The following is a 22,601-nucleotide window of genomic DNA, read 5'->3' as shown; positions in this document are numbered from 1 at the left end:
CGACGGGGCGGCGCCCTCGCCCCGCGGTCGCCTCACGCGATCAAGCGTTCTCGGCGATCACCGACAGGAAGGCGGGCCCGTAGCGGTCGAGCTTGGCTTCGCCGACGCCCGGCACGTTCGCCATCTCGGCGCGCGAAGCGGGGCGTGCCGCCGCGAGTTCGATCAGCGTCTTGTCGTGGAAGATGACGTAGGGCGGCACGTTCTGCAGGCGCGCGATCTCCAGGCGCTTCTGGCGCAGCATCTGGAACAGTTCCCGGTCGGCCTCGGGCACGGCGGACTGCGCCGCGCTGGCGGAGACCTTGCCGCGCCGCGCCCGGCGGACGGGCGGCACGCGCAGCATCAGCGTCGGCTTGTCGCGCAGGAAGTCGCGCCCCGCCGGCGCGATCGACAGGCCGCCATGACCGGCGAGATCGACCTCGACAAGGCGCAGCGCGATCAGCTGGCGCAGAATCGCCCGCCAGAGCCGGCTGTCGTGTTCGGTCCCGATGCCGAAGGTCGAGATCTTGTCGTGGCCGAACCCGGCGATGCGCTCGTTGGTGGCGCCGAGCAGCACGTCGACGATATAGGCCTGCCCGAAGCGCTCGCCGGTGCGGTAGATGCAGGACAGCGCCTTCTGAGCGGCGATCGTCCCGTCGAAGAGCTGCGGCGGCTCGGCGCAGGTGTCGCAATTGCCGCAGGGCTCGCAGTGGTCGCCGAAATAGGAGAGCAGGGCCTGCCGGCGGCAGCCCGCCGTCTCGGCGAGGCCGAGCAGCGCATCCAGCTTGCCGCGCTCGGTGCGCTTTCGCTGGTCAGGGGCATCCGATTCGTCGATGAAGCGGGCGCGCAGCGCCACATCCTCCGGACCGTAGAGCATCAGCGCCTCGGATGGCAGGCCGTCGCGGCCGGCGCGGCCGGTCTCCTGGTAGTAGGCCTCCATGCTGCTCGGCAGGTCGAGATGCGCGACCAAGCGCACGTCCGGCTTGTCGATGCCCATGCCGAAGGCGATGGTCGCGACCATGATCACCGCCTCGCCGTGCTGGAAGCGCAGCTGGTTGGCCTCCCGCGCCGCCTTGTCCATGCCGGCGTGATAGGCGAGCGCCTCGTAGCCTTCGGACCGGAGCCAGGCCGCGGTCTCGTCGGTCTTGCGCTTCGACAGGCAGTAGACGATGCCGCTTTCGCCTTCGTGGCGCCTCAGAAACTCCTTCAGCTGCGCCCGCGGATTGTCCTTCTCCGCAATGGCGTAGCGGATGTTGGGACGGTCGAAGCCGGCGATGAAGGCGTCGTTCTCGGCGATCCTGAGATGCGCGAGAATCTCGGCCCGCGTCGGCTCGTCCGCCGTCGCCGTCAGCGCCATTCGCGGCGTCTGCGGAAACGCCTCCGCCAGAACGTCGAGCTGGCGGTAGGAGGGGCGGAAATCGTGGCCCCATTGGGAAAGACAATGCGCCTCGTCGATCGCGATCAGCGACAGCTGCGCACGGCCGAGCCGCTCCAGGACCCCCTCGCGCAGCAGCGTCTCCGGCGCGACGTAGAGAAGGTCCAGTTCGCCGGAGCCGATGGCGCTCCACAGCGCGCGCCGCTCCTCCGGCGGCAGATCGGAATTCAGCGCCGCCGCCCGCACCCCGACCTGGCGCAGGGCCGCCACCTGGTCCGCCATCAGCGCCAGGAGCGGCGAGACGATCAGCCCCATGCCGGGCCGGGCGATCGCGGGGATCTGATAGCAGAGCGACTTGCCGCCCCCCGTCGGCATCAGGACGAAGGCGTTGTTGCCCGCGATCACATGCTCGACGATCCGAGCCTGCGGGCCCCGGAACGCATCGTAGCCATAGACGGTCTTGAGGATGTCGAGGGCTCTGGTGGGCATCGGACCTGCGGTGAAGATGTGGTCCGCCGGTCGGTCGCCGGCGGTCGATCGGGTGGCGGCGCTCGATGCGGGCCGGCGGCGGCCGGCCGCGCAATCCGCAGCTCTCCCACCGTCGGCGGGAAGCCCGGCCTGTCTGGACCCTTCGCCGGCCCGATACAAGATCTTCGCCATGCGGCCGGCGAGTTCGACTTCCGCCGGACTGTCCGCCTTCCGATCGTCCGGCGATGTCGCGGTCACCGGCTCACGGCCGCCCCTATACCGTCCCGCGGATTTCGCCGGAACACGACACGCATTCGACAGCATCGCGGTGCCCGGCGTGAAGTCCCTGCGGTAGAAGCAGCCTTCGCCGCTGATCGCCGCAGCGGGCAGAGCCACGGCAGCGCCGACGACCGGGAAAGACTGCGGCGCCCCACTACGACACTCATCCGCGGGTTTGACATGTAACGATCGTTTCACCTATTCGGACACGATGGAAACGATCCACTGGCTGCTTCTGACCTACAAGGTGCCGCCCGACCCCGCCGCCCAGCGCATCGCCATCTGGCGTCGCCTGAAGGGGCTCGGCGCGGTCTACCTGCAGAACGGCGTCTGCGTCCTTCCAAAGACCGACGATCACGTCCGGCGGCTGAAAATGATCGAGAGGGACATCTCGCAGGCCGGCGGCGAAGGCGTGATTCTGGAGACGGTCGCGCTCGACAAGGCGCAGGAAGACAAGGTCGTGGCCCGGTTCAAGGCGGATCGCGACGACCAGTACCGCGAGTTCATCGGCAAGTGCGAAGCGTTCCAGGCGGAGATCGCCAAGGAGTTCGCCATCGAGAAATTCAGCTATGCCGAACTCGAAGAGGAAGATGCGGATCTGACGAAACTGCAGGGCTGGATCGAGAAGATCCGCAAGCTCGACTTCTACGGCGGCACGCTGGCCGAAGAGGCGGCGGAGAGTCTGCGGGCCTGCGAGCAGGCGCTGGACGGCTACGCGAAGCGGGTCTTCGACGCCCATGTCGAGAACGCCGATCGCAGCCCGCCGGGGAACGAGGACGAGACTCCGCAATGATGTATCGACTGGATGCCGCAGCGACCCACTGGGTCAACAGCCTGGCAGGGGTGAGCCCAGCGGTGGACGGCTTGATGATCGGGGCATCGACCGTCGGCGTTCCGCTGCTGGTGCTCCTGGTCGCGTGCCAGTGGTGGGTTCGGGAAGACCAGCGCCATACGCGCCATGTCCTCGTGGCTTCCGGCCTGTCGTTTCTGCTGGGCCTGGGTCTCAACCAGTTCATCCTCCTGTTCATCTCCCGCACGCGGCCCTACGATGCCGGCGTCACCCACCTCCTCGTCGCGCGGAGCGGCGACTTCTCGTTCCCCTCGGACCACGCCACCGCCACCTTCGCCATCGCCGCGGCCTTCCTGTCGCACGGCATGCCCCGCCGCGGCGGAGCCTTTCTTGCGGCCGCGGTGCTTGTGGCGTTCTCGCGCGTCTATGTCGGCACCCATTATGCCAGTGATGTCCTCGGCGGGATGGCGACGGGTATTATCGCCGCCCTGTTCGTCCGGGAGGCATACCGCGAGGGAACGCGGCCCGACCGCTTCGTCACCGGGATTCTGTAGGAGGCCGCCCTGCACGTTCTGACCTCCGGGCCGATCCAGGATCTGGTGCAGACCTATGGCCTCTGGCTGGTCTTCGCGCTGGTCATGCTGGAGAGCATGGGCCTGCCGCTGCCTGGCGAGACGGCGCTGATCTCCGCGGCCCTCTATGCCGGGACGACCCACAAGCTCGGCATTGCGTCCGTCATCGGCGTGGCAGCCCTGGCGGCCATCCTCGGCGACAACCTCGGCTACCTCATCGGGCGGACCATCGGCTTCAAGCTGCTGGCGCGCTACGGCCGCTTCATCCGGCTCGACGAGGCGCGGCTGAAGATCGGCCAGTATCTGTTCCTGCGGCATGGCGGGAAGATCGTCTTCTTCGGCCGGTTCATCGCCTTCCTTAGGGCCTTCGCGGCGCTTCTCGCCGGCGCCAACCGCATGGCCTGGCCGAAGTTCCTGCTGATGAACGCCCTCGGCGGCGGGACTTGGGCGGCGCTGTTCGGCGGCGGCGCCTATGTCTTCGGGGAAGCCATCGACAGGATCGCCGGGCCGGTGGGCTACGGGCTTCTCGCGGTCGGCGTCGTTTTCGCAGCGGCCGGCCTGATCTTCTTCCGGCGGCATGAGAAGGAGCTCGCGGCGCGCGCGCATGCGGCGTTTCCGGGCCCGCTTCCAGTGCGGACAGGCGGTCAGGCGCCTCTCCCGGACGACGTCGGCCGGTAGGCAGAGCGGCAACACGATCCGGTATCGCAGCCCTGCTCCGTGTCGCCAACCGGGCCCCGCGCGACGGCCGAGCCTGGGTGAAACATCTGCCGTGCGGACGCCGGGATCGTCCTACGACCCGTTCACGACATCGGACAGATTGGCACTCAGGCTTCGGTCCTGCTGGCGCTTCAGCTCGTCGATGATCTGCTTCTCCGCCATTTTCTGAGCGTCGCTCCCGTCCTTTTTGCCTTCGGGCAGGGTCGTCAGGACGAGGACGAGCCGGTGGATGTCCTTGCGACTGCCACCAAGGCCGATGGTGCCGCTCCCGATCTGGGTCCCGCTTCCGACCGTATCGAGTTCGATCGAAGGATTGGCCGATGCTTTCAGCTCCGTCGTGAACTCGATCTTGTCGGCGAAGGTCGGCATCTCCGGCCTTTCGGAGGAACCGAGAAGCCGGCTGGCGGCTGTCAATTCGAGATAGGTCCTGACGGATTCGGAGAGTCCGATCGACCCCGTGATCGGATACATCCATTTGCGCGAATGGCTGTCGAGGCTGCAGTAGTCCGGCGACAGCCGAGCCAGCGTGATGCCGCTATCGATCATGCGGAAGTTGCGAGCATTGCGCCGTCGCAGCCTTTCCTGCGCCGAAAGTCCCAACTTCAGAGGGCCACGCGAGAATGGTTGCAGCACCGTCAGGCCAGCCTGCAGATCGTTGTCTTCCCGGATGTCGAAGGTAAACTCGTATCCCACGAAAAGCCGGTCGAGCGTGTTCGACCCGTGTGAACCATACCAGGCTGGCCGGCGCTCCAACAGGATCGCTCGCCGCATGTCGCAACGCACCTTCCGCACGATGTCGAAGGTGTCGTACTCGGTCACGTCCCGCGGCAGGGGACGAATCGCGCACCCCCCGAGCACGGCGAGCGTGGCGACGACAGGCAAGAGCCGGATGAACATGGCAGGCTCTCCTCGCGACCGCAGGACTTGAACGGTGTCGCGGACAGGCGCTGATACCTCTGCCACAGGGGGAGAACTTGCGTCTGTGACGGCCGCGCAACAGCGCCTTGGAGAGGGCGATTATCTAATAGCCGGCGCGGAGGATCGGTGCACTTCCCCGCCGACTCCGCCACACGTCGGCGGCGCGGCCATATCCACGCAGGGACGCGCTCCTCGCCTGACCTTCAAAGCCTATCAAGCTCGAGGCACAAGCTGTCCCTCTCCAACGACGTCAGGCGACGCCGATGCGCAGGAGGTCGTGCAGGTGGACGATGCCGACCGGACGGGCTTCGCGAACCACCATCAGCGCGGTGATGTTCGAGCTGTTGATGATCTCGAGGGCGGCGACGGCGAGCGTATCGGGCCGGATCGTCTTCGGGTCCTTGGTCATCACGTCGTCGACGCGTCGCGCCAGAAGCTGAGAATCGAGATGGCGGCGCAGGTCGCCGTCGGTCACGATGCCGCGTAGGCGCCCTTCCGGATCGACCACGCCGACGCAGCCGAAGCCTTTGCGCGACATCACGATGATCGCCTCGGACATCGCCGTTCCCGCTTTCACCAGCGGCAGCGACTCGCCCGTATGCATGATGTCGGCGACATGCTTGAGGCTCGCGCCGAGCTGTCCGCCGGGATGAAAGACGTGAAAGTCGCCGGAGGTGAAGCCGCGCCGCTCCAGAAGCGCCACCGCGAGCGCGTCGCCGGTCGCGAGCTGCAGCGTCGTCGAGGTGGTCGGCGCGAGGCCGAGCGGGCAAGCCTCCGTGGCGCGCGGCAGCACGATCGTCTCGTCCGCCTCTCGCCCCAGCGTCGATTCGGGCCGCGAGGTGATCGCGATCAGCGGGATCTTGAAGCGCCGGGAATAGGCGACGATGCCCTGGAGCTCGGTCGTCTCGCCCGACCATGAGATCGCGAGGATGGCGTCATCGCGGCCGATCATGCCGAGATCGCCGTGGTTCGCTTCCGAGGGATGCACGAAGAAGGCCGGCGTGCCGGTCGAGGCGAAGGTGGCGGCGATCTTGCACCCGATATGGCCGCTCTTGCCGACGCCGGTGACGATGATCCGGCCCGTCACGCCGGAGATCAGATCCAGCGCGCGCTCGAACGCCGCCGCCATGTCGGTCTTCAACGAGACCGCGAGCGCCTTCAGTCCCTCGATCTCGGTCTCGACGGTGCGCACGGCGGAGCGAGATCCCTCGTTCGCCGCATCGTTCAGACGCTCGGCTGTCTGCATGGAATTCTTTCGCTGTCCGCTCGTCATCCCGGAGGCGGCGCGAGAGGGCTGCCGCCTCACCTTTTCAGGGTGCAGTACTTCGCATGTCGGGCCGAAACATGGCTAGACCGTCGCAAACAGTTTCGCACAACACCGCCTGCTTATCGTCCCGGACGAATCGTGACGGAACGGCAACAGCCGCTCCGTCCAGCCGAGGGAATGGAAGCCGGATCCCGATGAGTCTGCCGTCTCGCGAGCGTCTTTGCGGTGTCGCCCTCGCCGCGCTCTGGGCGGCCTTTCTCGTGCCGGGTGGCGCTGGGGCGCAGGAGGTGTCGATGCCGCCGCTGCGCACTGCCGAAGACCTTGCCGACCCGACGACGCTGGCCTTGCAGCGCGGCGGAGCCGGCGGCTCGGATGTCCGGCTGCAGGCACCATCGGCTGGGAAGGCCCCCGATGCGGCCGGCGCCGACACGGCGGGCGGCGGGGCGGCCACGCCGGCGCAGGCCCGGGATCCTGCGCCGATCGACGACGCGTCCGCCACGCCTCCGAAGCCTCCCTCCTTCAACCTGTTTTCCGGACCGAGCAACGACAGCGCCGCGCCGACGCTTGCGACGCAGGACTTCAACGCCTCGGCCGCCGGTCCCGCCAACACCGCCGCCAAGCCGGCCGTCGCCGTGAAGCAGCCCGGCGCGGTCGGCAGTCCCACCAAACCGGCCCTCGACGCCAAAGCCACCGCCGCCACCAAGAAGGCGCGGGCGAACGGCCTGCCGGTGCAGCCCAATCCGACGCTGACTGCCGGTGTCGCCGACGAGACCCTGCCGGCGGACAGCCTGCTGCGCACCAACCGCCCCACGGAGGCGATCGACCGGATCCTCCGGCCGAAGCGCAAGGCGCAGGATCCCTTCGCGGCCGTCGGCATCCGTGCCGGCACCTTCATCCTCTATCCCCAGCTGATCCAGACGCTCGGCCTCTCCTCGAACATCGACGCCACGGCCGGCGGCAAGGGCGGCGCCTTCACCGAGACCACCGTCTCGACGCGCCTCCTCTCGGACTGGTCGATGAACGAGGCCGAGATAAACTCGACGCTGACCTATCGCCGCAACTTCGCCGGCGAAACCAGAAGCGATCCCGACGCCGCGCTGGACGGCCGGCTGCGGCTCGATCTGTCGCACGACACGGTCGCGACGCTGCGCGGCGCCGTCGAGTACAAGCGCGAGAATGCCAGCGACATTTCCGATTCCTACACCACCACCCAGAAGGCCGGGGTCGTCGACGGCTCGGTGTCGGCGGAACTCTCCCACGACTTCACGCCGATCACGCTGACCGGTACCGCGACCGCCGCGCGCGAAAGCTACACGGACCTTCCGGGCGGCGGGACCGTGAACGACAACTATACGACCCTCACCACCGCGCTCAGAACCAGCTACGACCTGTCGCCGGCGCTGAAGCCGTTCATCGAGGCCAGCATCGGCCGCCGGCTGTTCGATACCGACTATCCGAGCGCCACCGGGACGCTGAACCGCAATGCGTGGATCCCGGCCCTGCGCGCCGGCGTCTCGATCGACGTCACGGAGAAGATCCGCGGCGAGATCGCGGCGGGTTACGCCTGGAAGCGCCCGGACGATCCGGCGGCCGAGCGGACGAGCGCGCCGACAGTCGATGCGAACCTCGTCTGGTCGGCGCAGCGCGGCACCGACGTCACCCTGTCGGCGCGCACGACCTTCGAGCCGGAGCCGACTGGCGCTTCGACGACGACGTCCTACCAAGGCGCCGTCGGCATCCGCCAGCAGGCGGGCGAACGCACCAACCTCACCGCGGTCCTGCGGGCGCAGTACAAGAACTCGACGCTTCCCGCCAACGACGAGACGCTGCTGACCGGCGAGGCCGGCTTCACCTACTGGTTCAACCGGAGCATGGCGCTGACCGGGCTCTACAGCCACAGCCAGGATTTCTCGCAGGTGAAGGACGCGAGCTATCACGTCGACACCGTGAGCCTCGGGGTGAAGCTGCAGCGCTGACCGGCCAAGACCGCCGCTTGCGGATGCGAGGCCGCCCTTCTGCGCGAGGACCGGCGAGGTCAAACGAGCGGAGGGCACCAAGCCCCGGCCGCTCGCTCCGATGGTACCCCCGACTGGGGAGCCCCTCGGCTCAGTCCTGGCCGGCCGGCTCGACCGTCTTCATCAGCCGCTCCATGTTGCCGATGACCTTCTCGCGGATGTCCGGCCGCCAGAGGGCGAAGGCGACGTTGGCCTCGATGAAGCCTTCCTTGGAACCGCAGTCGAAGGTGCGGCCATGGAAGGGATAGGCGGCGAAGTCCTGGTTCTGCATGAGCTTGAACATGCCGTCGGTCAGCTGGATCTCGTTGCCGGCGCCCTTCTCCTGCGTCGACAGGATGTCGAAGATCTCCGGCTGCAGGATGTAGCGGCCCGAGATGTAGAAGTTCGACGGCGCGTCCTTCGGCTGCGGCTTCTCCACCATGCCGGTGACCTTGAAGCCGTTGGCGATGTCCTCGCCCTTGCCGACGATGCCGTATTTGTGGGTCTCGTTCGGATCGCAGGTCTCGACCGAGATGACGTTGCCGCCGGCGCTCTCGTAGAGCTTGACCATCTCGGCGAGGCAGCCGCGCTCGGCCTGCATGATCATGTCCGGCAGGAGCAGCGCGAAGGGCTCGTTGCCGACGAGGTCTCTGGCGCACCAGACCGCGTGGCCGAGCCCGAGCGGCGCCTGCTGACGGGTGAAGCTCGCCGTGCCGGGGGTCGGCTGCAGCTCTTCCAGCAGCGCCAGCTCGGCCGTCTTGCCGCGCTCGGCAAGCGTGTCCGACAATTCGACCTGGATGTCGAAATAGTCCTCGATGACGCCCTTGTTGCGGCCGGTCACGAAGATCAGGTGCTCGATCCCGGCCTCGCGTGCCTCGTCGACCACGTACTGGATCACCGGCCGGTCGACGACCGTCAGCATCTCCTTCGGGATCGCCTTGGTGGCCGGCAGGAAGCGGGTCCCGAGGCCGGCGACGGGGAAGACGGCTTTTCTGACTTTTTTCATCGTTCATTTTTCCTTGCTGGGCCAGCAGAAGCCGGATGGAGAAGCTCCGCCTCGTCGGAAGCGGGGTCGATGCCGCGTTTTCGCCGCGAAATAGCGAGAAGACGGGTCATGGCCAGAGAGGCACCTGATGGCCATGGGAGGCACATGCTGAAGGAAGTCTTAACGACCCGGGGGTAATCTTCCGCACTTGGCATTGCAACACGAAGCCCATGAGGGATGATATGATGCAACGAATGCGCGGAAAGCGGCCGAACTGGTTCGGCCTGGCCTGTCTCGCAATCTGGCTTGCGGTCGCAGGCGCCGCACCGGCAAGGGCAGACGCCGGCTTCGTCCGGTGGATCCAGAGCTTCGAGGACGTGGCGGCCAAGGCCGGCATCAGCCGTAGCGTCTATCGCGCCGCCTTCTCCGGCATCACCGAGCCGGATCCGGACGTGATCCAGAAGGCGCAGTACCAGCCGGAATTCCGCGACACGATCTGGGACTATCTCGACAACCGCGTCAACGAGGAGCAGGTCGCCAAGGGTCAGGCGATGCGTCAGCGCTACGGCGCCTGGCTCGACCGGATCGAGAAGCGCTTCGGGGTCGACCGCGACATCCTTCTCGCCATCTGGTCGATGGAGACCAATTACGGACAGACGCTGCAGCGCAGCGACGTGATGAAGAGCCTGCCGCGCTCGCTGGCGACGCTCGCCTATCTCGACAAGTCGCGCGCCGGCTTCGCGCGCCAGCAGCTGATCGCGGCCCTGAAGATCGCCCAGGAGGGCGACATCAAGACGAACGAGCTGATCAGCTCCTGGGCCGGCGCCATGGGCCACACCCAGTTCATCCCGACGAGCTACCTCACCTACAAGGTCGACATGGACGGCGATGGCCACGCCAACATCTGGGAGTCCGTGCCCGACGCGCTGGCGACGGCCGCGAACCTCCTGCATCGGAACGGTTGGGAGACCGGCAAGACCTGGGGCTACGAGGTCCTCGTGCCGGATCGCTACAAGGGCAAGCTCGAGCGCGACAACCGCACCATCGCCCAGTGGGCCGCCCTCGGCTTCCGCCGCCCGAACGGCAAGCCCTTCCCCTGCCCGTCCGACCGGGCGAACCTGATCCGGCCGGCCGGGGACAAGGGCCCCGCCTTCCTGATGACCAAGAACTTCTTCGTCATCAAAAACTACAACAACGCCGACAAATACGCCCTGGCCGTCGGGCTTCTCGGCGACCGCATCGGCGGCTATGGCGGGCTCTATGTCGACTGGCCGCGCGGCTACACGCCGCTGACCATGGCGGAGCGCTACGAACTGCAGCAGCACCTCGCCAGCCAGGGCCTTTATGACGGCAAGATCGATGGTAAGATCGGCTCGGGATCGAAGGCGGCGATCATGGCGTTGCAGGGACAGGCAGGTCTGGCGCAGGACGGCAACGCGTCGAAGGCGCTCCTGAACTTCCTGCGCAAGAAGTGACGAGATCCGGGAACGACGTGGCGGATGACGGGAAGCAGAACCAGACGCGGATGGATTGAGCCGCTGCGATCCGGGCTGCAGGTCCTCGCGGTCGCGTTGGCGGCGATCCTCGTGGTCGCTCTTTCCGCCCCCGATCCCGCGGCCGCGCAGCAGCGGCCGCGGTCCATCCTCGAAATGCTCTTCGGTGGCGGCACGCAGCCGGTGCAGCCGCCTCGGGTGCAGCGGCGGGTCATTCGCACCGCCCCGCCGCGCCCGCCCCGGCGGTCCACGCGTTCCACCCGGTCTTCCAGCTCGCGCGACAGCGCGAAGGCTCCCACCGCCTCGGCGTCCGATGGCTCGGGCGATGCCTCCCCCGCCGCCAAGGATATCGCCGCCAAGACCGTCTTGGTCGTCGGCGACTTCATGGCCGGCTCGCTCGCCAAAGGGCTCGACGACGTCTATTCGGACAACAAGATGGTCGACGTGACCTCGGACATCGACGGCTCTTCGGGCCTCGTCCGGGACGACCATTTCGACTGGCCGAAGAAGCTCGGCCCGATCATCGACAGGGAAAAGCCCGACGTTCTCGTCGTGATGCTCGGCTCGAACGATCGGCAGATCATGAATGTCGGGTCGCAGAGCCTGACGCTGCGCTCCGATGCCTGGAACGCCGAGTACGAGCGGCGGGTGAACGCCATCGCCGACATCGCCGAAAAGAAGAAGGTGCCGCTCGTCTGGGTCGGCATGCCGTCGTTCAAATACGATCGGATGAGCGAAGACATGATCTTCTTCAACGATCTCTACCGCAAGGCGGCGACGCGCGTGTCCGGCGAGTTCGTCGACGTCTGGGACGGCTTCGTCGATGCGGACGGGCAGTTCGTCTACAGCGGCCCCGGCGTCAACGGTCAGACGGTGCAGCTTCGCAATTCCGACGGCATCACCATGACCGACGCCGGCAGCGAGAAGCTCGCCTTCTTCGCGCAGAAGGCGATCGACCGCGTGCTCGGCGATACCAGCGGCGCCGCGGGAATCCGGCTCTCCTCCAACGAACTGCCGAACATGCAGCTTCCGCCGATCACCAATGCGGCCAACGCGGTCTCGACGCCGCCCGTCTCGCTCGACGACCCGAAGCTCGACGGCGGCGATACGCTGCTCGGTGGCGGCCATGTCCGCAGCTTCGCGCTGGAGCCCTCGCCACGCGACAAGCTCGTCCTGAACGGCGCCGGGACGGGCCATATCGAAGGCCGCGCCGACGACTTCGGCTGGAACGAGAAGAGCGCGGCCGTCGCGCCCGGCAATGCCGTCGCCTATCGCGGCACGATCGATCTCGACAAGGTGCGCGCCCATGAGGGCATCAAGCCGCCGCCGGAGATGCCGTCCCTCGTCGACGCGATCGTGGCGGACTGGTCGAAGGAAAACGCACAGGCGCAGCAGGGCGTCGCCAAGCCGGCCAAGTGAGGCCGCCTCGGCACGTTGAATCTGGCGGCCGGGAACGACACATAAGGGCTTCTTCGAGATAGGAGGCCCGACATGACCACAAAGACCGAACGCGCCATCCTTGCCGGCGGCTGCTTCTGGGGCATGCAGCAGCTGATCCGGCGCATGCCGGGCGTCGTCTCGACCCGCGTCGGCTATTCCGGCGGCGACGTCGAGAACGCGACCTACCGCAACCACGGCACCCATGCCGAGGCGATCGAGATCATCTTCGATCCCGAAGCCACGAGCTTCCGCGATCTCCTGGAATTCTTCTTCCAGATCCACGACCCCACGACGCCGAACCGCCAGGGCAACGACCGCGGCATGAGCTATCGCTCGGCGATCTTCTATACGAGCGAGGAGCAGAAGCGCGTCGCCGAGGAGACGATCGCGGACGTCGATGCCTCCGGGCTCTGGCCGGGCAAGGTCGTCACCGAGGTCGCCGAAGCCGGCGCCTTCTGGGAGGCCGAGCCCGAGCATCAGGACTATCTGGAACGGATCCCGCACGGCTACACCTGCCATTTCGTGCGGCCGAACTGGAAGCTGCCGCGCCGCCAGACGGCGGCCTGACGGCACGCGCGGATCGGACCTCGCGGTCCTGCGGCGAGACATGATGGCGGCGGACGGCCATGCCGTCCGCGTCTGCCCGTATCCGGTCGGGTCTCGGAAGCGGACGTCTATCGAGCGAGGTCTGATCCGCTCCGGAGGCGGCGCCCGCAGCACCGCCCCCGGTCTCTGCCTCAGCGGCCCGTCAGGCCGCCTTGGCCGTCGCCTTGGCGACCCGGCCGATGCCGGCGAGATCGATGTCGAGGACCATGCGGCCGTCGATATGGCCCGCCTTCAGATCGGCGAAGATCTTGTTGATGTCGGCGAGCGGCGCCGTCTTGACCTGGCTTTTCACCTTGCCCTCGGCGGCGAAGGCGATGGCCTCGTCGAGGTCGTGGCGGGTGCCGACGATCGAGCCGCGCACCGTGATGCGCTTCAGGACGACATCGAAGATCGGCGTCGGGAACTCGCCCGGCGGCAGGCCGACGAGGCTGACCGTGCCGCGGCGGCGGACCATCTTGAGGACCTGCGCGAAGGCGGGAACCGACACGGCCGTCACCAGGCAGCCATGCGCACCGCCGCCGGTCGCCTTCAGCACCGTCTCGACCGCGTCCGGCGCGTGCGCGTCGATCGCGACGTCCGCGCCCGCCTCCCTTGCGAGGTCCAGCTTGTCCGGCGAGACGTCGAGGGCGACGACGTTCAGCCCCATCGCCTTGGCGTACTGGACCGCGACATGGCCGAGGCCGCCGATGCCGGAGATCGCCACCCACTGGCCGGGCTTCGCCTCGGTCTCCTTCAGCCCCTTGTAGGTAGTGACACCGGCGCACAGGATCGGCGCGATCGCCGCATAGTCGACGCCTTCCGGCAGGCGCGCCGCGAAGGGTGCGGACGCGATCACATATTCGGCGAAGCCGCCGTTCACGCTGTAGCCGGTGTTGTGCTGGTGCTCGCAGAGCGTCTCCCAGCCGGTGTCGCAATATTCGCAGTCCCGGCAGGCATCGTGCAGCCAGGGCACGCCGACCGGATCGCCGACCGCGAACTCCGTCACGCCCGGACCGAGCGCCGCGACCGTGCCCACCACCTCGTGGCCGGGGATGAAAGGCGGCGTCGGCTTCACCGGCCAGTCGCCCTCGGCGGCGTGCAGATCGGTGTGGCAGACGCCGCAGGCGGCAACCTTGACCAGCACCTCGCCGGGACCCGGCACCGGCACCGGCACGTCCTCGATCACCAGCGGCTCGCCGAAGGCGTGGACGACGGCGGCTTTCATCATCTGGGTCATGGGTGGGAATCTCCTTCTTGGGATATCCCGATGCTAAGCAAGCCGAAGCCACCTGCCTTGACCGGGATCAAAGCTGCGGGAAAAGCCTGCGGCGGCGAGCCAATCCGCCGTCAGACGGCGTTCGAGTAGCGGGCTGCGCCGCTGTCGCGGTAGGCGTCGAACCAGGAGGCGACGATCCGGGCGAAGGCCCGCGCCTGCGGCCGGATGACGAAGGCGTGCTCCTCGGCGCGCACGAGGCGGTCGCGGTCGTCCGAGACGATCCGCAGCGCCTCTCGCACGTAGGGTGCGGCGGCGGCGGCCCCGAAGCGCTGCGTCAGCTCGTCGAAGCCGATCCGGAAGTCGCACATCAGCCGCTCGATGATCCAGCCGCGGATCACGTCGTCGCGGCTGAGGCGGTAGCCGCGCATCGCCGGCAGTTCGCCCCGTCCCACCATGTCCTGATAGCTCTGGGTCGCGACGACGTTCTGGATATAGCCGCCGTGGAAGCGGCTGATCGCCGAGGCGCCGAAGCCGATCAGCGTCTCGCAGGTGTCGGTCGTATAGCCCTGGAAGTTCCTGTGCAGCCGGCCCGAACGGGCGGCCTGCGCCAGCGCATCGCCGGGACGGGCGAAATGATCGATGCCGATCCGCTCGTAGCCGTGCTCGACCAGCATCTCGGCGGCATAGGCGGCGTCGACGAGCCGCGCGCTCCGCCCCGGCAGATCCGCCTCGCAGATCAGCCTCTGGTGCTTCTTCATCCAGGGCACGTGCGCGTAGCCGAACAAGGCGACACGATCGGGGCGAAGCGAGATGACCTTGGCGATCGTCGCCTCCAGCCGCTCGCTCGTCTGCAGCGGCAGGCCGTAGAGCGCATCGATGTTGATCCGGCAGCCGGTCTTCTCCCGCAGATCGGCGATGACGCTCCGGGTCAGCTCGAAGCTCTGCGGCCGGTTGATCGCGGTCTGGACCGCCGGGTCGAAGTCCTGGACGCCGATCGAGGCGCGCGTCAGGCCGATCGCCTTCAGACCCTCCAGAGTGTCCGCGGTGACGTCCGAGGGATCGATCTCGACGCTGACCTCGGCATCCCAGGCAAACTCGAAGGCGCCGCGCAGCGCCTTCGCCAGCCGCACGAATTCGGCCGACCGCAACAGGCTGGGGGACCCGCCGCCGAGATGCAGCGCAGCGAGCGTCGGCGAGAACCCTGCCCGCTCGCGGAAGGCCGCGATCTCCGCGACCAGCGAACCGACATAGGCCTCCACCGGCTCGTAGCGCTGCGTCTGTTTGGTGTGGCAGCCGCAGAACCAGCAAAGCCGGTCGCAGAACGGAATGTGGATGTAAACCGAGACGAGTTCGCCCGGCTGCAACCCGGCGATCAGTTCCGGCATCAGCTGCCGGCCGTCCTCGGCCGAGAAATGCGGCGATGTGGGATAGCTGGTGTAGCGGGGAACCTCGGCACCATAGCGGGCGAGGACGGCGCTCGCATCAGGCATGACCGGCATTCTCCAGTTGGCGCAGCATCGGGACGAGATGGGCGCGTTCGAAGGCGAGATGGCGGGAGATCCCCTCGCAGAAGCTCCGGAGCATCGTCCGGAGCATGGCGAAGCGTGTCGGCATCCGGCCGCAGACATGGTCGACCAGGGTGTCGACGAGTTCTTCGGCGAAGGTCTCGTCCTCGAAATGCTCGAAGGTCAGCCGGTCGAGCGTCAGCGACAGATCGGCGCGCTCGGCGCTGTTGCGCCGCAGGAGCGGGAAGAGTTCCGCCTCCTCGAAGGCATGTGCCTTTTGCAGCGCGGGATAAATGCTGCGCGCCAGATACAGGCACTCCGGCCCGTCGAAGGCGTCGGGCAGGCGATCCGCAAAGAGGCCCAGTTTGGACGACAGCGCCTCCTGTGCTGCAAGATGTCGCTCGAGTGCCGCGACCGCGTCTGTCCCCCCGCCCGGGCGCGAAGCGGGTTCCAGCCCGAAGACCTCGTCGGGCGCCATGCTGAGACTCAGGCAGAAGCCGCGCCCTTCCCGCCCGCACGCTGTGTCTGTCATCGTCGAAGCCTCCCCATCGCAGCTGGTCGAGGATATCCAACGCCATGAGCCGGTTTGCTGCCTTGATCCGCGTCAAGCGTGGGCGGCTATGCCGACATCGGCTTCGGGATGCGGAGCGTGTGGCGCGCGATGACTGCTTCCTCGTCGGTCGGGATCACCAGCACAGCCGCCTGACTGCCCGGCGCGCCGATGCGTTTGGCGCCCGCGGCATTGGCATCCGGATCGAGATCGACGCCGAGCCAGGCGAGGCGAGCGCAGATCGCCGCCCGGATCTGCGGCGAATGCTCGCCGATGCCGCCGGTGAAGACGAGGCCGTCGAGCCCTTCGAGGCTGTGCGCCATCGCCGCAACCTCCCGGGCGGCCCGAAAGGCGAAGAGCTCCAGCGCCTCCGCCGCGCGCGGGTCGTCGCTCTCGGCGAGCCTGCGGACATCGCCGGAGATTTCGGAGACGCCGAGCAACCCCGAGCGGTGGTAGAGCATGTCCTCCAGCGCGGCGGCGTCCATGCCGTGCACGCGCTGGAGATAGAGGAGCACGCCGGGATCGATCGCGCCGGGACGCGTCCCCATCACCAGCCCTTCGAGCGCGGAAAAGCCCATGGTCGTGTCGACGCTCCGCCCGTTCCGCATGGCGCAGAGGCTCGCGCCGTTGCCGAGATGGGCGACGACGACCCGGCCCGCCGAAAGCTCCGGATCGATTCTGGAAATGCGGCCCGCGACGAACTCGTAGGACAGGCCGTGGAAGCCGTATTTGCGCACCCCTTCGCGCTCGAAGCGCCGGGGGATGGCGTAGCGGCTGACGGGCGGTGCCAGATGGTGGTGGAAGGCGGTGTCGAAGCAGGCGACCTGCGCAAGCTCCGGCCGCAGCCGCCGCATCTCGTGGATCGGCTCCAGGCAGCGCGGCTGATGCAGGGGGGCGAGCGGCGTCAGCCTCTCCAGCGCCTCCATCACGCCGTCGTCGATGCGGACGGGCGCGCTGAAGTCTGGGCCGCCATGGACGATCCGGTGGCCGATGGCATCGAGGTTTCGTCCGTCCAGGCGCGCGTCGATCGCCTCGAACAGCGCGCCGAAGAGCTGCTCCAGCCGCCGGCTGCCGGTGCCCGCTTCGAGACGGCGAGGCTCGTCCTCGCCGGTGATCGCGAGCGAGGGGTTCGGCCCCGTGTCGTCGATCGTGCCGCGGACGATGGCGCTGAACTCGTCCGCTTCAGACGGTTCGAACAGCGCGAACTTGATGCTGGACGAGCCGGCGTTGAGCGCAAGAACCGCTGAACTCATCGAAGCCTCATCCCCGCTGCCGGTGCCCGATCGGACGGCCGCTCAGTCCCCGGCCCTGGCGGCCGAACCATAGGGCCAGCTCCAGTCCCGGATCTCCGGCAGGTCCTCGCCGTGCTCGCAGATATAGGTCCGATGCTCGGCGAGACGCCGGCGAAGATGGGCCACCGCCGCCTCGCCGGCCTTCCCCATGTCCGGCAGACGGTCGATCGCCTCGAGGGCCAGGTGGAAGCGGTCGAGTTCGTTCAGCACCACCATGTCGAAGGGCGTCGTCGTGGTGCCCTCCTCCTGATAGCCGCGCACATGGATGTTGCGGTGGTTGGTGCGCTTGTAGGTCAGCCGGTGAATCAGCATGGGATAGCCGTGATAGGCGAAGATCACCGGCTTGTCCGTGGTGAACAGCGCGTCGAAGCGGTCGTCGGCGAGCCCGTGCGGATGCTGCTCCGGTGCCTGCAGCGCCATCAGGTCGACGACGTTGACGAGCCTTACCTTCAGCTCGGGCAGCAGCTCGCGCAACAGGCCCGCGGCGGCGACGGCCTCCAGCGTCGGCACGTCGCCGGCGCAGGCGAGGACGACGTCCGGCTCCTCGCCCTCGCCGGCCGTTCCCGCCCAGTCCCAGATGCCGGCGCCGGCCGCGCAATGCGCCTTCGCCTCCTCCATCGTCAGCCATTGCGGCGAGGGCTGCTTGCCGGCGACGATGACGTTGATCCGGTCGTAGGTCGAAAGGCAGTGGTCCGCGACGACGAGCAACGCGTTCGCGTCGGGCGGGAAGTAGATCCGCACGACGTCCGCCTTCTTGTTGGCGACATGGTCGACGAAGCCCGGATCCTGATGGCTGAAGCCGTTGTGGTCCTGCCGCCAGACATGCGAGGTCAGGAGGTAGTTCAGCGAGGATACCGGCGCGCGCCATTCCAGCTCGCGCGTGACCTTCAGCCACTTGGCATGCTGGTTGAACATCGAGTCGATGATGTGGATGAAGGCTTCGTAGCAGGAGAACAGGCCGTGCCGGCCGGTGAGGAGATAGCCCTCCAGCCAGCCCTGGCACAGATGCTCGCTCAGCACCTCCATCACCCGGCCGTCCTGCGACAGCGAGACGTCGTAGGGCTCGATCTCGTTCATCCAGACGCGGTCGGTGGCGCCGAAGACCGCGTCGAGCCGGTTCGACGCCGTCTCGTCCGGGCCGACCAGGCGGAAGTTCTTCGCCTCGGCGTTGAGCCGGAAGACGTCTTCGAGATAGCGCCCGAGCGCCCGCGTCGCCTCGGCGATCGCCTTTCCGGGCTCCGGCACGTCGACGGCGTGGTCGCCGAGTCCCGGCTGCTTCAGCTCCCGGCGCAGAACGCCGCCATTGGCATGCGGATTGGCGCCCATCCGCCGCTCGCCCCGCGGCGCCAGCGCGGAAAGCTCGGGCCGGAGGCGGCCGGTGTCGTCGAACAAAGTCGCCGGCTCGTAGCTCTTCATCCAGTCTTCGAGGATGGCGCGATGCCCGTCGTCGCCGCGGGCATTGGCGACCGGCACCTGATGGGCCCGCCAGAAGCCCTCGACCTTCTTGCCGTCGACCTCCTTCGGGCCGGTCCAGCCCTTCGGGCTCCTCAGGATGATCATCGGCCAGCGCGGCCGGTCCTTCGCGCGGCCGGCGCGGTGCTCCTCTTGGATCGCCGCGATCCGGTCGAAGGCCTGGTCGAGCGCCGCGGCCATCTTGCGGTGCATCGGCAGCGGGTCCTCGCCCTCGACCAGGATGGGCTCATAGCCGTAGCCGATGAAGAGATCTCTCAGCTCTTCGTCGGAAATCCTTGCGAGCACGGTCGGATTGGCGATCTTGTAGCCGTTGAGATGCAGGATCGGCAGGACGGCCCCGTCGCGCGCCGGGTTCAGGAACTTGTTGGAGTGCCAGGAGGCCGCGAGCGCGCCGGTCTCCGCCTCACCGTCGCCGACGACACAGGCGACGACGAGGTCCGGATTGTCGAAGGCGGCTCCATAGGCGTGGACCAGCGAATAGCCGAGTTCCCCGCCCTCATGGATCGACCCCGGCGTCTCCGGCGCCGCGTGGCTGGGAATCCCGCCGGGAAAGGAGAATTGCCGGAACAGCTTCCGCATGCCCTCGGCATCCGCGGAGATGTCCGGATAGACCTCGCTGTAGGTCCCTTCCAGCCAAGTGTTCGCGACCATGCCGGGACCGCCGTGGCCGGGGCCGCAGATGTAGATCACCGAGGCGTCGCGGGCTTTGATGACGCGGTTCAGGTGGGCATAGACGAAGTTCAGACCCGGTGTCGTGCCCCAGTGGCCGAGCAGCCGCGGCTTCACGTGCCCGGGCTTCAACGGTTCGCGCAGCAGCGGGTTGTCGAGGAGGTAGATCTGGCCGACCGAGAGGTAGTTGGCGGCGCGCCAGTAGCGGTCGATCAGCGCCAGTTCGTCGTCGGAGGGCGTCGCGGAAGACGGCGCGACAGGGGAGATCTCGTTCATCGTCGGCGCTTCCTTGCCGTTGCCGTTCGGGGACGAATGCTGGGAGCGATCAAAGCCGTGTCACGCCCCGCAACCGACGGATTTTGCTTGGCCCGCCAGCGATCGTTCGGCCTCTTTTCGCAAGACCTGCCACGCGGCGCATTGACGAGGGTCAAGCGCCCGGCCCCGCAGCGGCCGTCGCGCATCAGGCTCCGCCGGTACCCGCCGCGGCGCAGGCGCGCCTCGCCTTCCCGCCAGACATGATGCCCTTCCCGGAACGCCCGGCGTCGTCTACGCCTTCTTCGTCGCGAACACATGACGGCCCGCCCGTACCTCGCGTACCAGTCCGCATCCTCGGCGGGCGGCGCCGCCGCGGAATGGGCTGCGACCGCACGCCACCTGAGACCCGGCGTCAGGCGGGGGCCGCCGTCGGCACCGCGTGAAAGGGAGAGACATGACGATCAAGACGGAGAAGTTCCGCGTTCCCGAAGGCGCGACCGTCGATCTCGGCCGCTGGTCGACCGAGGTCGCCCCGGTCTACAAGTCCAAGCACGACTATCACGCGATGCTCGACGATCACGTCGCGCGGCTCTCCGACCTGCAGCAGCTGCTCTACTCGTCGAACCGCCACGCCGTGCTGCTGATCTTCCAGGCGATGGACGCTGCCGGCAAGGACGGCGCCATCAAGCACGTGATGTCCGGCGTCAACCCGCAGGGCTGCCAGGTGTTCAGCTTCAAGCATCCGAGCGTGACGGAACTGGAGCACGACTTCCTCTGGCGCACGACGCAGAACCTGCCGGAACGCGGCAAGATCGGCATCTTCAACCGCTCCTATTACGAGGAGGTGCTGATCGTCCGGGTCCACCCCGAGATCCTCGCCAGCGAGGGCCTGTCGAACGACGGGCCGGACAACGACGCGGTCTGGACCGATCGCTACCGCTCGATCACCGACCTCGAACGGCACCTCAGCGCCAACGGCACGCGGATCGTGAAGTTCTTCCTGCACCTGTCCAAGGAGGAGCAGCGCAAGCGCTTCCTCGCGCGCATCGACGAGCCGCAGAAGAACTGGAAGTTCAGCTTGTCGGACATCGAGGAACGGCGCTACTGGGACAGCTACATGCACGCCTACGCGGCCTGCCTCGGCGCCACCAGCACGGCCCGCGCGCCCTGGTACGTGGTGCCGGCCGACGACAAGAAGAACGCCCGGCTGATCATCTCGCAGATCATCCTCGACACGCTCGAAAGCCTCGACATGAGCTATCCCGTGACGACGGAGGAGCGGCGGCAGGAACTGCTGGCGATCCGCAAGCAGCTCGCGACGCCGGAGGACTGACGACGGCGCGAAGAAGCGCAGCGCCCAGGGTCAGGCTTCGCAGAAGAGCTGACCGCGGGCGCGCGCGCAGGAAATCGGCGGTGCCCGCTTCCGCTGATTCGGCCGGATCAGCGACGAAGTCGGCCGGATCAGCCGAACCGAGCGACGACAGCCGAAGCCGGCGCCGGGATCGGCTCCTCGGCAAGCCGATAGGCGGATCGCAGGATCGCGGCGGCGCGGGCGAAACCGTCCTCGCTGCGGGCATGGACGACACCGAGCGGATCGCCCCGTTCGAGCCGCGTGCCGATGCGCGCAAGGTCGCTCAGCCCGACGGCATGATCGATGCCGTCCTGCGGCCGCGTGCGGCCGCCGCCGAGTTCGACGACCGCCAGGCCGAGCGCGCGCGCATCGACGGCGGCGACGCTGCCGGCTGCTTCGGCCGTGACGGCCCCGACGATCGGCGCCTTCGGCAGGTGGTCGTCCATCCGCTCGACGAAGTCGCCGGGTCCGCCGAGCGCCGACACCATGCGGCCGAACGTCTCCGCCGAGCTGCCGTCGCCCAGCGCCCGCGCCGCGGCGGCGCGCGCAGCCACCGCATCTGCCGCGAGCCCGGCCAGCACCAGCATCTCCGCCGCGAGCGCCAGCGTCACCTCCTCCACCGCGGCGTCGCGATGCGCGCCGGTGAGGAAGCGGACGGCATTGCGAACCTCGACGGCATTACCCGCGGCCGAAGCCAGAGCCTCGTCCATCCGCGTCAACAGCGCGGTCGTCTTCAGCCCGGCACCGTTGGCGACGGCGACGAGGCTCTCCGCCAGCGCCCGCGCGTCCCCCTCCTTCGTCATGAAGGCGCCGGAGCCGGTCTTGACGTCGAGGACGAGGCCGCCGAGCCCGGCGGCGAGCTTCTTCGACAGGATCGAGGCGGTGATCAGCGGGATCGACTCCACCGTCGCGGTGACGTCGCGGATCGCATAGAAGCGCTTGTCGGCCGGCGCGAGGCGCCCGGTCTGGCCGATGATCGCGCAGCCGACCTCCTGCACGGTGCGGCGGACGATGTCGTTGTCCGGCCGGACGTCGTAGCCGGGGATCGATTCCAGCTTGTCCAGCGTGCCGCCGGTATGGCCGAGGCCGCGGCCGGAGATCATCGGCACGGCCGCGCCGCAGGCGGCGACGATCGGGGCGAGCATCAGCGAGACGTTGTCGCCGATGCCGCCGGTCGAGTGCTTGTCGACCACCGGCCGGTCGAGGCCGGACCAGTCGAGCACCTCGCCGGAATCGCGCATCGCCTCGGTCAGCGCGACGGTCTCGGCCGGCTCCATGCCGCGGAAGAACACCGCCATGGCGAAGGCCGCGACCTGCGCGTCGGTCACGCGCTCATTGTCGAAGCCGGCGACGAATGCCTTTATGGCGTCGGGGTCGAGCGCTCCGCCGTCGCGCTTTTGCCGGATGAGTTCCTGCGGGAGGATCATCGCG

18 protein-coding genes are annotated in these 22,601 nt (G+C 68.0%); 8 read left to right on the top strand and 10 right to left on the bottom strand.

Annotation, left to right across the window (positions count from 1 at the left end; translation table 11 throughout):
- Positions 1-40: 40 nt before the first annotated feature.
- On the bottom strand, positions 41-1,840 hold the full coding sequence (recQ, locus tag AB5S17_RS01925; protein ID WP_369235560.1) for a DNA helicase RecQ: 1,800 nt from the start codon (positions 1,838-1,840) through the stop codon (positions 41-43).
- Positions 1,841-2,309: 469 nt separating this feature from the next.
- Between recQ and AB5S17_RS01920 the strand changes: the two genes are divergently transcribed.
- The 3 genes from AB5S17_RS01920 to AB5S17_RS01910 all read left to right on the top strand — a co-directional run bounded on the left by AB5S17_RS01920 (position 2,310) and on the right by AB5S17_RS01910 (position 4,138).
- Positions 2,310-2,891 carry a Chromate resistance protein ChrB gene (locus tag AB5S17_RS01920; protein WP_369235558.1) on the top strand — a complete coding sequence of 194 codons (582 nt, stop codon included), beginning with the start codon at positions 2,310-2,312 and terminating at the stop codon, positions 2,889-2,891.
- Entirely contained in the window at positions 2,891-3,442 is a 552-nt protein-coding gene (locus AB5S17_RS01915; RefSeq protein ID WP_369236114.1) for a phosphatase PAP2 family protein, read from the top strand. Before AB5S17_RS01920 ends, AB5S17_RS01915 begins: the two co-directional genes overlap by 1 nt.
- An 84-nt stretch (positions 3,443-3,526) precedes the next feature.
- Positions 3,527-4,138, top strand: a complete 612-nt coding sequence (locus AB5S17_RS01910; protein ID WP_369236112.1) for a DedA family protein — start codon at positions 3,527-3,529, stop codon at positions 4,136-4,138.
- 111 nt (positions 4,139-4,249) lie between these two features.
- Here the strand turns inward: AB5S17_RS01910 and AB5S17_RS01905 are convergent, their stop codons facing one another.
- Positions 4,250-5,074, bottom strand: coding sequence for a hypothetical protein (locus AB5S17_RS01905; protein WP_369235556.1), 825 nt, complete (start codon positions 5,072-5,074; stop codon positions 4,250-4,252).
- A 271-nt stretch (positions 5,075-5,345) separates the two neighbouring features.
- Entirely contained in the window at positions 5,346-6,341 is a 996-nt protein-coding gene (locus AB5S17_RS01900) for an SIS domain-containing protein (protein WP_369235554.1), read from the bottom strand.
- A gap of 215 nt (positions 6,342-6,556) precedes the next feature.
- Between AB5S17_RS01900 and AB5S17_RS01895 the strand changes: the two genes are divergently transcribed.
- On the top strand, positions 6,557-8,338 hold the full coding sequence (locus AB5S17_RS01895) for an outer membrane beta-barrel protein (RefSeq protein WP_369235552.1): 1,782 nt from the start codon (positions 6,557-6,559) through the stop codon (positions 8,336-8,338).
- Between the two features lie 130 nt (positions 8,339-8,468).
- Here AB5S17_RS01895 and galU read toward each other — a convergent pair whose 3' ends face one another.
- Positions 8,469-9,362 carry a UTP--glucose-1-phosphate uridylyltransferase GalU gene (gene galU / locus AB5S17_RS01890; protein WP_369235550.1) on the bottom strand — a complete coding sequence of 298 codons (894 nt, stop codon included), beginning with the start codon at positions 9,360-9,362 and terminating at the stop codon, positions 8,469-8,471.
- A gap of 233 nt (positions 9,363-9,595) precedes the next feature.
- Between galU and AB5S17_RS01885 the strand changes: the two genes are divergently transcribed.
- The 3 genes from AB5S17_RS01885 to msrA all read left to right on the top strand — a co-directional run bounded on the left by AB5S17_RS01885 (position 9,596) and on the right by msrA (position 12,841).
- A complete protein-coding gene (locus AB5S17_RS01885; protein ID WP_369235548.1) occupies positions 9,596-10,816 on the top strand; it encodes a lytic murein transglycosylase in 1,221 nt (406 codons plus the stop codon).
- Between the two features lie 24 nt (positions 10,817-10,840).
- The gene (locus AB5S17_RS01880; protein WP_369235546.1) at positions 10,841-12,253 is read left to right on the top strand and encodes an SGNH family hydrolase; all 1,413 of its coding nucleotides are present in this window, start codon (positions 10,841-10,843) and stop codon (positions 12,251-12,253) included.
- 72 nt (positions 12,254-12,325) lie between these two features.
- Positions 12,326-12,841 carry a peptide-methionine (S)-S-oxide reductase MsrA gene (msrA, locus tag AB5S17_RS01875; RefSeq protein WP_369235544.1) on the top strand — a complete coding sequence of 172 codons (516 nt, stop codon included), beginning with the start codon at positions 12,326-12,328 and terminating at the stop codon, positions 12,839-12,841.
- 181 nt (positions 12,842-13,022) lie between these two features.
- On the opposite strand, the gene adhP is transcribed toward msrA, so the two are convergent.
- The 5 genes from adhP to AB5S17_RS01850 all read right to left on the bottom strand — a co-directional run bounded on the left by adhP (position 13,023) and on the right by AB5S17_RS01850 (position 19,840).
- Positions 13,023-14,096, bottom strand: coding sequence for an alcohol dehydrogenase AdhP (gene adhP / locus AB5S17_RS01870; protein ID WP_369235542.1), 1,074 nt, complete (start codon positions 14,094-14,096; stop codon positions 13,023-13,025).
- 110 nt (positions 14,097-14,206) lie between these two features.
- Complete coding sequence (gene hemN, locus AB5S17_RS01865) at positions 14,207-15,565, bottom strand: oxygen-independent coproporphyrinogen III oxidase (protein ID WP_369235540.1); 1,359 nt, start codon at positions 15,563-15,565, stop codon at positions 14,207-14,209.
- A complete protein-coding gene (locus tag AB5S17_RS01860) occupies positions 15,558-16,112 on the bottom strand; it encodes a hemerythrin domain-containing protein (protein ID WP_369235538.1) in 555 nt (184 codons plus the stop codon). The genes hemN and AB5S17_RS01860 overlap by 8 nt, the downstream gene beginning before the upstream one ends.
- Positions 16,113-16,198: 86 nt before the next feature.
- A complete protein-coding gene (locus AB5S17_RS01855) occupies positions 16,199-17,383 on the bottom strand; it encodes an acetate/propionate family kinase (protein ID WP_369235536.1) in 1,185 nt (394 codons plus the stop codon).
- A 42-nt stretch (positions 17,384-17,425) separates the two neighbouring features.
- Positions 17,426-19,840: a phosphoketolase gene (locus tag AB5S17_RS01850; RefSeq protein WP_369235534.1), complete on the bottom strand. Its 2,415-nt coding sequence runs from the start codon at positions 19,838-19,840 to the stop codon at positions 17,426-17,428.
- A 433-nt stretch (positions 19,841-20,273) separates the two neighbouring features.
- On the opposite strand from AB5S17_RS01850, the gene AB5S17_RS01845 reads away from it, so the two are divergent.
- Complete coding sequence (locus tag AB5S17_RS01845; protein WP_369235532.1) at positions 20,274-21,152, top strand: ADP-polyphosphate phosphotransferase; 879 nt, start codon at positions 20,274-20,276, stop codon at positions 21,150-21,152.
- 128 nt (positions 21,153-21,280) lie between these two features.
- Here the strand turns inward: AB5S17_RS01845 and deoA are convergent, their stop codons facing one another.
- Positions 21,281-22,597: a thymidine phosphorylase gene (deoA, locus tag AB5S17_RS01840; RefSeq protein WP_369235530.1), complete on the bottom strand. Its 1,317-nt coding sequence runs from the start codon at positions 22,595-22,597 to the stop codon at positions 21,281-21,283.
- Positions 22,598-22,601: the final 4 nt, after the last annotated feature.

Origin of the sequence: Jiella sp. M17.18, assembly GCF_041027365.1 — a bacterium.
Taxonomy (GTDB): domain Bacteria; phylum Pseudomonadota; class Alphaproteobacteria; order Rhizobiales; family Rhizobiaceae; genus VKMB-3413.
This window is presented reverse-complemented; position numbering and strand designations above follow the sequence as displayed.

What these genes read in the sequence shown, in the direction of transcription:
- recQ (WP_369235560.1), bottom strand. Translation starts at nt 1,840, where the DNA reads ATGCCCACCAGAGCCCTCGACATCCTCAAGACCGTCTATGGCTACGAT.
- AB5S17_RS01920 (WP_369235558.1), top strand. Translation starts at nt 2,310, where the DNA reads ATGGAAACGATCCACTGGCTGCTTCTGACCTACAAGGTGCCGCCCGAC.
- AB5S17_RS01915 (WP_369236114.1), top strand. Translation starts at nt 2,891, where the DNA reads ATGTATCGACTGGATGCCGCAGCGACCCACTGGGTCAACAGCCTGGCA.
- AB5S17_RS01910 (WP_369236112.1), top strand. Translation starts at nt 3,527, where the DNA reads ATGCTGGAGAGCATGGGCCTGCCGCTGCCTGGCGAGACGGCGCTGATC.
- AB5S17_RS01905 (WP_369235556.1), bottom strand. Translation starts at nt 5,074, where the DNA reads ATGTTCATCCGGCTCTTGCCTGTCGTCGCCACGCTCGCCGTGCTCGGG.
- AB5S17_RS01900 (WP_369235554.1), bottom strand. Translation starts at nt 6,341, where the DNA reads ATGCAGACAGCCGAGCGTCTGAACGATGCGGCGAACGAGGGATCTCGC.
- AB5S17_RS01895 (WP_369235552.1), top strand. Translation starts at nt 6,557, where the DNA reads ATGAGTCTGCCGTCTCGCGAGCGTCTTTGCGGTGTCGCCCTCGCCGCG.
- galU (WP_369235550.1), bottom strand. Translation starts at nt 9,362, where the DNA reads ATGAAAAAAGTCAGAAAAGCCGTCTTCCCCGTCGCCGGCCTCGGGACC.
- AB5S17_RS01885 (WP_369235548.1), top strand. Translation starts at nt 9,596, where the DNA reads ATGCGCGGAAAGCGGCCGAACTGGTTCGGCCTGGCCTGTCTCGCAATC.
- AB5S17_RS01880 (WP_369235546.1), top strand. Translation starts at nt 10,841, where the DNA reads ATGACGGGAAGCAGAACCAGACGCGGATGGATTGAGCCGCTGCGATCC.
- msrA (WP_369235544.1), top strand. Translation starts at nt 12,326, where the DNA reads ATGACCACAAAGACCGAACGCGCCATCCTTGCCGGCGGCTGCTTCTGG.
- adhP (WP_369235542.1), bottom strand. Translation starts at nt 14,096, where the DNA reads ATGACCCAGATGATGAAAGCCGCCGTCGTCCACGCCTTCGGCGAGCCG.
- hemN (WP_369235540.1), bottom strand. Translation starts at nt 15,565, where the DNA reads ATGCCTGATGCGAGCGCCGTCCTCGCCCGCTATGGTGCCGAGGTTCCC.
- AB5S17_RS01860 (WP_369235538.1), bottom strand. Translation starts at nt 16,112, where the DNA reads ATGACAGACACAGCGTGCGGGCGGGAAGGGCGCGGCTTCTGCCTGAGT.
- AB5S17_RS01855 (WP_369235536.1), bottom strand. Translation starts at nt 17,383, where the DNA reads ATGAGTTCAGCGGTTCTTGCGCTCAACGCCGGCTCGTCCAGCATCAAG.
- AB5S17_RS01850 (WP_369235534.1), bottom strand. Translation starts at nt 19,840, where the DNA reads ATGAACGAGATCTCCCCTGTCGCGCCGTCTTCCGCGACGCCCTCCGAC.
- AB5S17_RS01845 (WP_369235532.1), top strand. Translation starts at nt 20,274, where the DNA reads ATGACGATCAAGACGGAGAAGTTCCGCGTTCCCGAAGGCGCGACCGTC.
- deoA (WP_369235530.1), bottom strand. Translation starts at nt 22,597, where the DNA reads ATGATCCTCCCGCAGGAACTCATCCGGCAAAAGCGCGACGGCGGAGCG.